Source organism: Helicobacter rodentium ATCC 700285 (assembly GCF_000687535.1).
Lineage (GTDB): Bacteria > Campylobacterota > Campylobacteria > Campylobacterales > Helicobacteraceae > Helicobacter_D > Helicobacter_D rodentium.
In genome coordinates this window covers 30,498-42,423 of record NZ_JHWC01000008.1, presented here as the reverse complement: position 1 = coordinate 42,423, position 11,926 = coordinate 30,498, and the positions used below count along the sequence as shown (strand labels likewise).

The following is an 11,926-nucleotide window of genomic DNA, read 5'->3' as shown; positions in this document are numbered from 1 at the left end:
ATTCTATTGTTGAATCTAATTTTGCTTGATGATAGATTACTGCGAAAAAGCAACACACCGCGTCATTGCGAGAATGCGTAGCATTCGTGGCAATCCATAATCCCGCATACATTAAACTTTACAAAACTTTGCAATTCCAAACTTTTAAGATTCCATTGTGATATTTTTCTTTTTTCATTATTGTAGATTGCTTCGTCATTCGCTTTGCTCATTCCTCGCAATGACGCAATGGTTTTTGTCATTGCGAGGGCTTTGCCCGAAGCAATCCATAATCTTGCATAAAGAAAATTCCACAATGGAATCCTTAAAGAAATGCAGTATTATAGATTGCCACGATTCCTTGCAGAACCTCGCAATGACGAAAAATAAAACACTCTGTTACAAAAATAATGCGGAGTTCTCACAAGCACAGAGAAAAGTTAAATTCTTTTAATCTCTCTTCTACTTTACCAACTTTTCAACAAAGATTTTCTATAATTCCGCAATTTTTTAATCTACTTTGGAGAATCCAATGAGTATCCCTACACTTCAAGATGCACTAAAACTTGATATTGATGGCATTAAAGCACTTAAAAATACATTAAAAGAAAAAATAAAGGCAAGTTCTTTAAACGCCTATATTGGAGAGTTGCAAGATTATGATAGCACACTTTTGCCGATTGCGATTAAGGATAATATCAATGTTAAAGGGTGGGAAATCACTTGTGGAAGTAATATTTTGCAAGGTTATATTGCGCCCTATAATGCTACTGCAATAGAAAATTTGCTAAAAAATGGCTTTTCTCCCTTTGGACGCACAAATATGGACGAATTTGCAATGGGAAGCACGACTGCAAGTAGTTTCTATGGTAAAACACTGAATCCAAAAAATCCCGATAAAGTCCCCGGCGGAAGTAGCGGTGGAAGTGCAGCGGCAGTTGCAGGTGGAATCGCACTTGCGGCACTTGGGAGTGATACAGGTGGAAGCATAAGACAACCCGCTAGTTTTTGTGGTTGCGTGGGATTAAAACCCACTTATGGGAGAGTAAGTCGTTATGGATTGGTTGCGTATAGTTCAAGTTTGGATCAAATTGGACCTATTACGCAGAATGTTACAGATTGTGCGATTCTATATGACGCAATAGCGGGTTATGACAAAATGGATTCTACAAGTGCAAATATAGAATCTCAAAGCACTTTTAAAAATTTAAATCCAAACCGCAAGATGACGATTGCGATTCTGCCAGAGCTTCTAAAAGACGCAGATGCAAATATCCAAAACGCCTATCAAAAAAGCATTGAAGTGTTGAGTAAAAATGGACATAAGATTATTGAAAAAGAAATGCTAGATACAAGCTATATTATTTCTGCCTATTATGTGATTTGCACAGCCGAAGCTAGTTCAAACTTAGCGCGTTTTGATGGTGTGCGTTATGGCAATCGCGCCAAAGAGATTAGCAATCTAAAAGAGTTGTATCTAAAAACGCGCTCACAGGGCTTTGGAGATGAAGTGAAGCGCAGAATCCTGCTTGGCTCTTTTGTTCTAAGCAGCGGTTATTATGATGCTTATTATATCAAGGCACAAAAGGTGCGCACACTGATTGCGCGTCAATACAATGCGATTTTGCAAGATTGTGATGTGATTCTCTCTCCTGTTGCTCCAAGTGTAGCTTTTGGGTTTGAAGATTGCAAAACGCCTTTACAAATGTATTTAGAGGATATTTATACGATTGGGATTAATCTAGCGGGGCTTCCTGCACTCTCGCTTCCTGTAGATGAGGACGAGGGATTGCCCATTGGAATGCAGCTTATTGGCAAAGCATTTAGCGAACAAACCCTGCTTGATTTAGCATTAAATTTAGAAAATACCTTAAAATAAAAGGAGTGGTGATGAGAATTAGAATGCGCGCATTGACATTTGAAGATGTTTTGTTGGTCCCTAGTTATTCAGAAATTTTACCTAAAGAAGTGTCTTTACGAACGAAATTTTCTCGCAATATATCCTTGAATGCCCCCTTAGTTTCTGCTGCAATGGATACCGTTACAGAATATAGCACTGCAATCGCAATGGCAAGACTTGGAGGGATTGGGATTATCCATAAAAATATGGACGAAAACTCCCAAGTTGCACAAATCAAAAAAGTAAAAAAAAGCGAAAGCGGAGTGATTATTGACCCTATCTATATCAGCCCTAATTCTACTTTATTTCAGGCTAAGGCTATTACGGATAATTACAAAATTTCTGGTGTGCCTGTGGTAGATGATAAGGGAAATTTGATTGGAATCTTAACCAATCGGGATATGCGTTTTGAGACGGATTTAAGTCGCCATGTTAAAGAAGTAATGACGAAAGCTCCATTAATCACTGCTAAAGTGGGAACGAGTTTGGAAGAAGCGCGTAATATTATGAATAAGCATAAAATTGAAAAATTACCTATTGTTAATGAAAAGGGAATCCTTAAAGGATTGATTACTATTAAAGATATTCAAAAGCGTATTGAGTATCCGAATTCCAACAAAGATGACTTTGGACGCTTACGCGTGGGGGCAGCGATAGGAGTTTTTCAGTATGATAGAGCAAAAGCACTTGTGGATGCGGGGGTTGATGTGCTTGTGTTGGATTCTGCACACGGGCATAGCAAGGGAATCATAGAGAGCGTGAAAGAAATCAAGAAGCATTTAGCGGTGGATATTGTTGCGGGAAATGTTGCGACAAGTGAGGGCGCAAAAGCATTGATAGACGCGGGGGCTGATGGCGTGAAAGTAGGTATTGGACCGGGAAGTATTTGCACAACTAGAATTGTTGCGGGTGTGGGTGTGCCACAAATCTCTGCGATTGATGAGGTAGCAAAAGTCTGCCAAAAAGCAGGGATTCCTGTCATCGCCGATGGTGGAATCAAATATTCTGGAGATATTGCTAAGGCTTTGGCAGCAGGTGCTTCTAGTGTAATGATTGGAAGTATGTTGGCAGGAACAGAAGAATCCCCGGGAGAGACTATTATTTATCAAGGACGGCAATATAAAAACTATCGCGGTATGGGAAGCTTGGGGGCTATGAATAAGGGGAGTGCGGATAGATATTTTCAAGAGGGAACAGCACAAGAAAAGCTTGTGCCAGAAGGGATTGAGGGGCGTGTGCCTTATAGAGGAAAGATAGCAGATGTGATTCATCAAATGCTAGGTGGTTTGCGTTCCTCTATGGGGTATTTGGGAGCAAAAGATATTGAAGCCTTATGGGAAAAAGCAGAATTTGTAGAAATTACACAAAGTGGGCTTAGAGAATCGCACGTGCATGATGTGATGATTACTAGAGAAGCACCCAATTATCATATCAATCATTAGGAGCATAAGTGGCAAAATTACTCTTTGGTTATAGTTTGTACCACGCAACATCGCAGGATTATGAAAGAATTTTAACCAAACTGCGCACAGAGTTTAGCGCAAATAAGCCGGATATTTATTTAAATAATCCAGAATATTTACTTTTTGTTACCACGAGCGTCGAGTGGCAAAAGGAAATTGTGGGCTTGATTGCAAGGCTTAAGGAGTTTGTGAATACAGAGATAGAAACTTTGCGCAATCAAGGGAGCAATGCACACATTGTTTATCGTTTTGGAATCTTGGAAATGGAAAGTGCGCTGTTTCAATTCCCACCGGATTTGGAAGATGATGAGGAAGAATAAAAGTCTGTGTAAAGTTTCAATCTAGTTATAAAAAGAGATGAGATAAATGATTTTTAGGTGGATTGCGATAATTTCAGCTTGTTTAGCCGTAGCTTTGCCTATTGGAACACTATTTTATATGTTAGCGTATATGGAAACAGGCGGAGCAAGTGGGATTCCTTTAGCATACTCTATACTATTTGCACCTATTGTATTTGGGATAGGTCTTATTTTGGGCGCAATTTTGCAAGGCATTTATAATTTTGTCAGTGCAAAAAGCTTGTTTAAAAAACTAGAGGGATACACTATTTTTCGTGATGAAAATGGCAGTTTTCTTGTCTTTTTTGAACAAAAAAAGATTTCTCATAGATTAGAAATTAAACTTTTAGAGGGTATGCGCTACTTTATAAAACATAGCATTATACAAAATCAAAATTGGTGTGAGAAGTTTTCACAAGAAGTTTCTATTGATAAACCCATACGCAATACATCAAGTTTAGATGTGAATTTGAGGTTAAATATACACTGGGAGGCAATTTTTACTTTTGTTCGTTTTTGCGCTTCTTTGCCTTTAGATGATTCTCAAATGATTTTACTCCATCGTGGCTCATTTGTCAATTGGGAGATTCCACTTTTAAATGATAGTGAGATTCCCAAAGAAATTCAGCTTTTGCAAAGGCAAGATAGCAAGACCAAGATTAAGCGATTTTTTGGCATTATGGGGGTTATTCTTGCACCTGTGCTTTGCTTTTATTTGTATTTGCAGAGTGCTTTTTATCCTTGTAGTATTTATAATGCAGTAAGCAAAGGTGATACAAAAAAGATAGAGAGGCTTTTAAAAAGCGGAGTAAATCCAAATGTAAAATGTCAAACCGGAGGAGTAATAGCTGACATCTTAGAGTATATATTTTTCCCATCAAGTGAAAAATCAGGACAAACCCCACTTGATAGAGCAATACAAGATATGAAAAAGGCTTATAGTTTGTGGGGAAGCCCTATTATAAGTAATGATATTATCACACTTCTTATAGAATCTGGAGCAGTGATAGAAAAAGGGAAAATTGATTATTTACCGCTTGTTTTTGAATATGCTTCTAAAGAAGTGATTGAGCTATTTTTAGCTAAAGGGGCATTCAATGGCAGTGAGAAACAAAGTAAATCCATAGTGCTTTCAGCCTTAGGTAGAAGTGCAGAAAATATACAAGAATATGAGGAAATCGCAGAGTTGGCATTAGGCTTAGTGCAATCCAAAGAACTTAAGCAAGAATATTTAGATAGAGTCTTTTTGTATTGGAGCTATTCTACAAACAAAATGGCTGTATTATTAAAGCAAGGTGCTAATATTAATGCCACAGACAAAAATGGAGAAAGTAAGCTTATGGAAGTTTTAAGAGCCATACCATTTACTAGAAATGCAGAAGAAATTATTTTTCTTATACACAATGGTATAGATGTGAATATTAAAAATAAACATTCCAATATCACTGCACTTGATATTATAAATAGGCAGAAGCAAAAATATGAATATGACAAGGCAAGTGGTGAAGTCATAGAGAAGCTACTCTACGAAAAAGGTGCAAAAAGTGGTGCGCAATTACCAAAATAAAGGAGGCAAAATGAAAATCTATAAGATTATGTGTATTGTCGCAATATGTTTGGGGGCATTTGCGCTTAATAGTTGCACAGATTCTCAAAAACATACCTATCAGTCAAAGGGATAGAGATGAGCTAGTAGAGCTTGTGCGTGATGAGAATATAAAGCTCAATGAAATTGATGCGGGTGTTATTACAGATAGGAGCTTTCTTTTTGCTCGTTTTAGCACAGAGCAGTGCCACGACTTATTTGTAGAGCATTTAAACAGATAGAATCTTTTGTAATTCTTGCTATTGAGGAGTAAGTAGCACAAAAAGGAGAGTTATGCTCCCACAGATGCAGAGAGAGAAAACATTGAAACTAACCTCATAGCGCAATGGGAGACAAAGAAATAGGAGTTTAATCAGCCACTTAATGCTTGGATTTAGATTGAATACAAGATTCTACATAGTTGTAGCATTGTTGCAAAAATTGTGCTATCTAGTTTTTTAAGGCAAATAACTTTTTTAAACTCTCACTCACAGCTCCGTCTTAAGAGTTGCGCCATTTGCCGCATTGCTGACAAGCAAGGAATATCGCTTCAACCATTTGCTTTTGATTTCTTTTTTGATGGGCTTCCATTGTGCGCGGCGAGATTCCAAAATAGCGGAATCCACGAGCAATTCCAATGTGCCTTTTGAAACAGAAATTGCAATTTTGTCTCCGTCCTCAATGAGTGCAATCAAGCCCCCCTCTGCCGCTTCGGGGCTAATATGCCCGATACAGCCCCCACGCGTTGCCCCGCTAAAGCGTCCGTCCGTAATGAGCGCGACTGATTCTCCTAAGCCCATTCCCATAATAAGGCTTGTGGGGGTTAGCATTTCTTGCATTCCCGGTCCCCCTTTGGGTCCCTCATAGCGGATTACTACGACATTTCCCGCTTTCACCTTGCCTCCGGCTATGCCTTTAATTGCTTCCTCTTGGGAGTTAAAGCACACCGCACTTCCCTCAAATTCTTTCATAGATTCCGCCACTGCGGCGACTTTTAGCACTGCGCCCTCACGCGCGAGATTGCCATAAAGAATCTTTAGCCCACCCACTTGTGAGTAAGCATTTTCATTGTGGCGAATAATATTGGAATCTACAATCTGTGTGTTTGCAATGCGTTCTCCCAAAGTCTCACCCGTAATCGTGAGCGCGTCAATTTTAAGGCAATCACCCCTTTTAGAAATTTCATTCATCACCGCACTCACGCCTCCCGCGCGGTTAATGTCTTCCATATGAATCGTGCTTAACGCAGGGGCGATTTTAGCGATATGTGCCACTTGAGAGGCGATTGCGTTGATAGAATCTAGGTTAAAATCCACCTCCGCTTCTTTGGCGATTGCGAGCATATGCAAGATTGTATTCGTGCTTCCACCCATTGCCATATCCACAACAAAGGCATTATGCACGGCTTTTTGGTTCAAAATATTGCGGAATCTAAACTTTTCGCTTTTCTCCTCATCAAGCGCAATCTCCACGATTCTGCGCGCTGCTTTGCGCAAAAGCTCCTCGCGTTCCTTGCTAAGGGCTAGAATCGTCCCATTTCCGGGCAATGCCACGCCCATAGCCTCACAAAGCGTATTCATAGAGTTTGCAGTAAACATTCCGCTACAACTCCCACCTCCCGGACACGCATTGCATTCTATTTCGTGTAGTCTTTTTTCACTAATCTTACCCTCGCTAAACGCACCCACCGCTTCAAAGGCAGAGTTTAAATCTAGTATTGTGCCGTCCTCTAGCTTCCCGGCTTTCATAGGACCGCCACTCACAAAGATTGTCGGCACATTCACACGCAAAGCACCCATAAGCATTCCGGGCACGATTTTATCGCAGTTTGGGATACAAATCATCGCGTCCAAGCTATGCGCATTCATCATCGTTTCAATGGAATCCGCAATCAACTCACGGCTTGGCAAGGAGTAGAGCATACCGCTATGCCCCATTGCGATTCCGTCATCTACGCCGATTGTGTTAAACTCAAACGGCACTCCCCCCGCAGCACGAATCTCCTCTTTAATAATCTGTGCATAGCGGTTTAAGAAAAAATGTCCGGGAATAATGTCAATATAACTATTTGCAATGCCGATAAAGGGCTTGTTGAAATCCTCATCTTTTAGCCCTGTGGCGCGCAGTAGGCTTCTGTGTGGGGCTCTTTGGAATCCCTTTTTAATGGTGTCGCTTCGCATAAAATCTCCTTAAGAAAAGTTTGCGCGATTTTAGCAAGTTTTAGTTTAAGCAATGATTTAGGAAATAGGAATTATTTTAGTAGTTTGGGTTCAAAGGATTCCTCAAGGCTAATAAGCATTTTATGATTGTATCGGAGATTTGGGGTAATGGAAGCATTCAAAAGGCTTTGGATTCTCTGTGGGTCTTTCTCTCTTTGTGTTAGTCGCTTCAATCTCGCCTCTTGGCTTACTTGAGTAAGGTTAAAATATCAGCAAAATCTAAGCGATTTGCGCTTGCGCCAATACAAAAAACAAGTTTCACATAAAAAGGGAGGAATTTTAAAAAAGGCTTGCAATTATCCATTTTTTGCGGGGGGGGGGATTTTTAGCTTTGGACGAGCAATGAAGAGATTAAGACTCATTACATTGTCATCAATCACTGCGATTTGATAAGGCTTAAAATCACCAAAGCCTTTCTTTCTTATTTTACCACCGAGTGTGCTTTTGCCACTGCCACAAGCCCCACAAATCGCAATTTTGATTTTGCCCTCGGGGGGGGGGGGATTTTGATAGAATCTCTTTGCAAAGCGCATTGAGTTTTTCATAAAATTCTGTCATTTTAACTCCTTAGAATCCTTGATTCTCATACTATTCCCCACTACAAGCAGGGAGCTAAGCGACATAGAGAGTGCGGCAATGAGTGGAATCACAAAACCCGCCATTGCAAGAGGAATCGTGAGTGCGTTATACACAAGAGAGATTCCAAGATTTTGCACAATAAAGCGATAAGTGCGCCGCCCAAGCCTGAAAGATTCCAACACGCCTTGCATACTATCATCAAGCACCACCACATCACTCACGCTAATGGCTAAGTCTATGCCCCCACCCATTGCGATGGCAATATCGCTTTTGCCCAGCGCAATGGAATCGTTAATGCCATCCCCCGCCATCACAACGATTTTACCCTCTTTGTGTAGCTTGTCTATGAAATTTGCCTTATCTAGCGGACTTTGTGCGGCGTAATATTCTGTAATTCCAACAACTTGCGCAACACTTTGACACGCCCCCGCATTATCACCGCTTAAAAGTATGCAGGTAATTCCTTTTTGCTGCAATGCAGCAATCGTCTCTTTTGCGTCCTCTTTGAGTGTGTCTTGCAGGGTATATTCTGCTAGAATCTTAGCGTTTTTTGCAAAATAAAAGACACTCTGTGTATTTTGTAGAGGGCTTGGAATCTCTACATTGTGTTCTTGTAAGAGTGCCAAATTTCCGCCCAAATAAGTATCCCCTTGCACCTCCGCCTTGATTCCACGCGCATTGATTTGTAGCATAGAATCCAAAGGAATCTTAGCTTGTGCGCTCGTTTGCTTTGTTTGCCCAATAAACTCTAGCACCGCCTTGCTAATGGGGTGGGCGTTTTGCGTGAGCATAGAATATAGGATTCCACAATCTTTAGAATCTAGCGCATTTTGCGCGTTAAAATACTGCACATTTAAAACTTTGAGTTGTCCCTTTGTTAATGTTCCTGTTTTATCTAAAACGAGCGTGTCCGCTTTTGCAATCGTCTCTAAGAAGCGCGCCTCTTTAAAGAGGATTCTATGTTTTAAGGCTTCGCCAAGCCCTATTAAAGAGGCAATGGGCGTTGCAAGGGCGAGTGCGCAAGGACAAGCAATGATAATCACAGAAATCATCACCATTAAAGAGCGTTCAAAGGGCGCATTAAGTAGAGATTCCCAAACCAAAAAAGTGCTAAAAGCAAGGGAGAGAATCACAAGCGAGAAGTAGCGCGAAATACGATTCGCCGCTTCTTGAATCTTGGGACGCGCATTAAGGGAATTTTCTACTAACGCGACAATTTTCATCATTAAGGAATCTTTGAAAACCTTGCTAACTTGATAATTAAAGGGGCAATTCAGAGCCAAAGAACCAGAATAAATGGAATCTCCCGCGCTTTTGATTTGCGGTAAGGATTCCCCGCTCATTGCGCTTTCATCACAAAGGGCTTCTGCACTTAGCAAAACCCCATCTAGCGCAACGCGCTCCCCCGGTCGCACTTGCACAATATCCCCGATGCGCACGGATTCTATGGCAATTTCTTGGAAGTCTTGCGTGAGGTTGGAATCCCCAGCATTTTTAGCCTCTTCTATCTTTGGGGATTCTGTGTTTTGTGGAGTTTGTAGCACCCGCACACTAAGGGGCATTTGCGCATTGAGTTTATCTAGGCTATCCACCGCACTTTTCTTGCCCCGCACCTCTAAAAATTTCCCAATTAGCACAAAGGTAACAATCATCGCAACAGATTCAAAATAAGTCTCACCGCCCTTGAAACTCGCATAAATAGAATAAAGATAAGCCAAAGTCGCCCCGCTAATCACAAGCAAATCCATATTGGGCGTTTTAAATTTCAAAGCAGCCCAAGCCCCGCGCCAAAACACGATTCCGCTAAAAAACAGCACAGGCGTGGAGAGCGCAAACCCTGCGAAGTTTAGAATATTACGCATTTCCTGCGAGATTCCACTAAAATATCCCGCGTATTGCGCCACCGCAATCCACATAATATTCATCACACAAAAGATTCCCACCACCATTTTAATGTAATAATCGCGCTTTTCTTTGTTTGCGTAAGCCTCCTGCAAACGCGGGTCGTAGGCGTGTGCGTCATAGCCGATATTGCGAATTGTTTGGATAATTTCAGAGATTTTAATCTGCTTTGGGTTATAAAGAATTGTAGCTTTATTGTTGGTGTAGTTGATATTCACTTGCACGATTCCATTGGTTTTGGCTAAAATTTTTTCATTCAGCCATACACAAGCGATACAATGGATTCTCTCCAAAATTAATGAAATCTCGCACAAATCCTCTTTCACACTCACATAACGTTCAAAAAAGGGCACAGAATCAAAGGAATCTAGGCTTTCATTTTTTAAAATTTCCTTTGCAGGTTCTAGGGTGTTGTTGCCTAGCTTGTTATAAAAATCCTCCAAACCCTCGCTATTTAGGAGTTTATAAACACCCTCACAACCCTTGCAGCAAAAATATTTCTCTGCATTGCCAATTTTGCTTTTCAGTAGCACCTTTTCATCAAATTCCAAATGGCAGTGGTCGCAAACTCGCTTCATAAAATCCCTAGAAAATAAAAGGCACCACGCCCAAAAAGGTGATACATAGCAATCCACCGCTAATTTTATCCCAATGTCCTTGCACGAGGACAAGCAGCAAATACACCAAGAATCCCGCACTTAATCCAATCGTAATGGAGGAGGTTAGAGGCATTAAGAGAATGATGAAAAAACTTGCAATCAAAGAATCCGTGTCGCTAAAATCAATATGGGAAATCTCCAAAAACATAAATGCACCAATTACAACTAAAATAGGATAAATCGCAAAGGAGGGAATGCTTAAAAACAAGGGCAAAATAAAAAGCGTCAAACAAAAAAACAACGCTGTAAATACCGCGCTAAGCCCACTTCGTCCTCCTGTAGCAGTGCCACTGACAGATTCTAAAAAGCTTGTTGTGGTGGAAGTGCCAAGAAGCCCCCCTGCCATTGTTGCCATTGCATCAACTTGCAAAGTGCGCTCTAGCGGTGTATCGCGCTCTGTATGGTCTAAGCCATAAAACAAATTTGCCTTGATTCCAATCCCAGAGAGTGTGCCTAAGGAATCAAACAAATCCGTAACCATTAGCATTAAAATCACGGGGACAAAGGTAAATTTTAAAATGCCAACCACATCTAATTCTAGCGCAATCGGCGCAATGGAAGCGGGAGAGGAAAAGATTTGCGTGGGGGCTTGTGCGATTCCAAAGACAAATCCTATTCCGCTAAGCAACGCAATTGTAAGGATAAACGCGCCTTTGATTTTTAAAACATACAATACAAGCGCAACGATGATTCCAAAAATTCCTAAAAGTGTTGAAATCTGGCTTAAATCGCCAAGCAATAAATTATCATTTTGGAATGTGAAGATGCCTAAGCCTTTTAACCCAATGGTTGCAAGAAATGCGCCTAGCCCTACACAAAGCGCAAAACGCAGGTTTTTAGGGATAGATTGCAGAATCCAAACCCTAAAATTACTCAAGGAAATGAGGGTAAAAATCAATCCCGAAACAAATACGATTCCCAAGCCTTGCTGCCACGAGATTCCATAACCTTGCACAATGCCATAAGTAAAATACGCATTTAAGCCCATTCCCACACTCATCGCAATGGGTGTGTTCGCATAGATTCCACACACAAAAGTAGAGAGAATCGTAATAAGTGTGATTGCAGTAATTAGGGCTTCTTTAGGCATTCCTGCTTGGGAGAGAATCTCTGTGGAAACTGGAATCACATAGAGCATTGAGAGAAAAATCGTAAAACCCGCTAGAAATTCTGTTTTAATATTGCTCCCTTTAGACGGAAGCTGAAAATACTGCTCCACGCACTGCTTTAGGTTTAAAGGGTTGCACTTGTGGCATTTTTTCATTTGTTGCTTAGGGTTTTGCGATTCTTTATTGGTCATTA

Annotated in this window: 12 protein-coding genes; 6 read left to right on the top strand and 6 right to left on the bottom strand. The window is 40.7% G+C overall.

The window, feature by feature from the left end:
- Positions 1 to 62: 62 nt before the first annotated feature.
- Entirely contained in the window at positions 63 to 296 is a 234-nt protein-coding gene (locus tag BS85_RS0107090) for a hypothetical protein (RefSeq protein WP_026944178.1), read from the bottom strand.
- Between BS85_RS0107090 and BS85_RS11490 the strand changes: the two genes are divergently transcribed.
- The 6 genes from BS85_RS11490 (at position 296) to BS85_RS0107065 (ending at position 5,507) form a co-directional block, all read left to right on the top strand.
- Positions 296 to 433 carry a hypothetical protein gene (locus BS85_RS11490; protein WP_156938084.1) on the top strand — a complete coding sequence of 46 codons (138 nt, stop codon included), beginning with the start codon at positions 296 to 298 and terminating at the stop codon, positions 431 to 433. The two genes, BS85_RS0107090 and BS85_RS11490, sit on opposite strands and share 1 nt — an antisense overlap.
- 84 nt (positions 434 to 517) lie before the next feature.
- Positions 518 to 1,858: an Asp-tRNA(Asn)/Glu-tRNA(Gln) amidotransferase subunit GatA gene (gene gatA, locus BS85_RS0107085; RefSeq protein WP_026944177.1), complete on the top strand. Its 1,341-nt coding sequence runs from the start codon at positions 518 to 520 to the stop codon at positions 1,856 to 1,858.
- Positions 1,859 to 1,869: 11 nt separating this feature from the next.
- The gene (guaB, locus tag BS85_RS0107080; RefSeq protein WP_026944176.1) at positions 1,870 to 3,321 is read left to right on the top strand and encodes an IMP dehydrogenase; all 1,452 of its coding nucleotides are present in this window, start codon (positions 1,870 to 1,872) and stop codon (positions 3,319 to 3,321) included.
- Between the two features lie 8 nt (positions 3,322 to 3,329).
- A complete protein-coding gene (locus BS85_RS0107075) occupies positions 3,330 to 3,662 on the top strand; it encodes a hypothetical protein (protein ID WP_026944175.1) in 333 nt (110 codons plus the stop codon).
- 46 nt (positions 3,663 to 3,708) lie between these two features.
- Positions 3,709 to 5,247 carry an ankyrin repeat domain-containing protein gene (locus tag BS85_RS0107070; RefSeq protein WP_026944174.1) on the top strand — a complete coding sequence of 513 codons (1,539 nt, stop codon included), beginning with the start codon at positions 3,709 to 3,711 and terminating at the stop codon, positions 5,245 to 5,247.
- Between the two features lie 35 nt (positions 5,248 to 5,282).
- A complete protein-coding gene (locus tag BS85_RS0107065; protein WP_026944173.1) occupies positions 5,283 to 5,507 on the top strand; it encodes a hypothetical protein in 225 nt (74 codons plus the stop codon).
- Between the two features lie 246 nt (positions 5,508 to 5,753).
- Here BS85_RS0107065 and ilvD read toward each other — a convergent pair whose 3' ends face one another.
- From ilvD to BS85_RS0107040, 5 genes are all read right to left on the bottom strand, one after another.
- Positions 5,754 to 7,445 carry a dihydroxy-acid dehydratase gene (gene ilvD, locus BS85_RS0107060; RefSeq protein WP_026944172.1) on the bottom strand — a complete coding sequence of 564 codons (1,692 nt, stop codon included), beginning with the start codon at positions 7,443 to 7,445 and terminating at the stop codon, positions 5,754 to 5,756.
- Between the two features lie 71 nt (positions 7,446 to 7,516).
- The gene (locus BS85_RS11485; protein WP_156938083.1) at positions 7,517 to 7,657 is read right to left on the bottom strand and encodes a hypothetical protein; all 141 of its coding nucleotides are present in this window, start codon (positions 7,655 to 7,657) and stop codon (positions 7,517 to 7,519) included.
- Between the two features lie 123 nt (positions 7,658 to 7,780).
- Positions 7,781 to 8,029: a DEAD/DEAH box helicase family protein gene (locus BS85_RS10490; RefSeq protein ID WP_034551397.1), complete on the bottom strand. Its 249-nt coding sequence runs from the start codon at positions 8,027 to 8,029 to the stop codon at positions 7,781 to 7,783.
- A gap of 9 nt (positions 8,030 to 8,038) precedes the next feature.
- Positions 8,039 to 10,543 (bottom strand): heavy metal translocating P-type ATPase, encoded by a 2,505-nt coding sequence (locus tag BS85_RS0107045; RefSeq protein ID WP_026944171.1) that lies wholly within the window; start codon positions 10,541 to 10,543, stop codon positions 8,039 to 8,041.
- A gap of 7 nt (positions 10,544 to 10,550) precedes the next feature.
- Positions 10,551 to 11,924 (bottom strand): NCS2 family permease, encoded by a 1,374-nt coding sequence (locus BS85_RS0107040; RefSeq protein WP_425402393.1) that lies wholly within the window; start codon positions 11,922 to 11,924, stop codon positions 10,551 to 10,553.
- Positions 11,925 to 11,926: the final 2 nt, after the last annotated feature.

What these genes read in the sequence shown, in the direction of transcription:
- BS85_RS0107045 (WP_026944171.1), bottom strand. Translation starts at nt 10,543, where the DNA reads ATGAAGCGAGTTTGCGACCACTGCCATTTGGAATTTGATGAAAAGGTG.
- BS85_RS0107070 (WP_026944174.1), top strand. Translation starts at nt 3,709, where the DNA reads ATGATTTTTAGGTGGATTGCGATAATTTCAGCTTGTTTAGCCGTAGCT.
- BS85_RS10490 (WP_034551397.1), bottom strand. Translation starts at nt 8,029, where the DNA reads ATGAAAAACTCAATGCGCTTTGCAAAGAGATTCTATCAAAATCCCCCC.
- ilvD (WP_026944172.1), bottom strand. Translation starts at nt 7,445, where the DNA reads ATGCGAAGCGACACCATTAAAAAGGGATTCCAAAGAGCCCCACACAGA.
- BS85_RS11490 (WP_156938084.1), top strand. Translation starts at nt 296, where the DNA reads ATGGAATCCTTAAAGAAATGCAGTATTATAGATTGCCACGATTCCTTG.
- guaB (WP_026944176.1), top strand. Translation starts at nt 1,870, where the DNA reads ATGAGAATTAGAATGCGCGCATTGACATTTGAAGATGTTTTGTTGGTC.
- BS85_RS0107040 (WP_425402393.1), bottom strand. Translation starts at nt 11,924, where the DNA reads ATGACCAATAAAGAATCGCAAAACCCTAAGCAACAAATGAAAAAATGC.